The sequence below is a fragment of the Brevibacterium sp. SIMBA_078 genome, assembly GCF_046534565.1.
GTDB lineage: Bacteria > Actinomycetota > Actinomycetes > Actinomycetales > Brevibacteriaceae > Brevibacterium.
On record NZ_JAWRYQ010000656.1, the window covers coordinates 1 to 230 of the forward strand.

The 230-nt window shown below is 41.3% G+C and carries 1 protein-coding gene; it reads right to left on the reverse strand.

The features are described from left to right. Nucleotides 1-230, reverse strand: a 230-nt coding sequence (locus tag SB749_RS21125; protein ID WP_410712046.1) for a hypothetical protein, incomplete at both ends; no start/stop codon positions are given.

A 230-nucleotide genomic window follows, 5' to 3' on the forward strand; every position in this document is an offset into this window, starting at 1 on the left:
GATATGTGTACCAAAACTAATCTCATTTGCCATTTTATTAGCAGCTCTTTCCATCCAAGTGTCGAGTTCATACTTTTCTTTAAAACCAGCCAAGGTTTCTTTTAACTCTGCAGCCTTTTCATGCTCCTTACTTTCAACGGCTTTGGCGAGCTGCTGTTGTTGAGCTTCTGTTTTTTTATCATATAGGCTTGTAAGGGCAGCTTTTACTGCATTGCTCGCCAGCTCTGAGG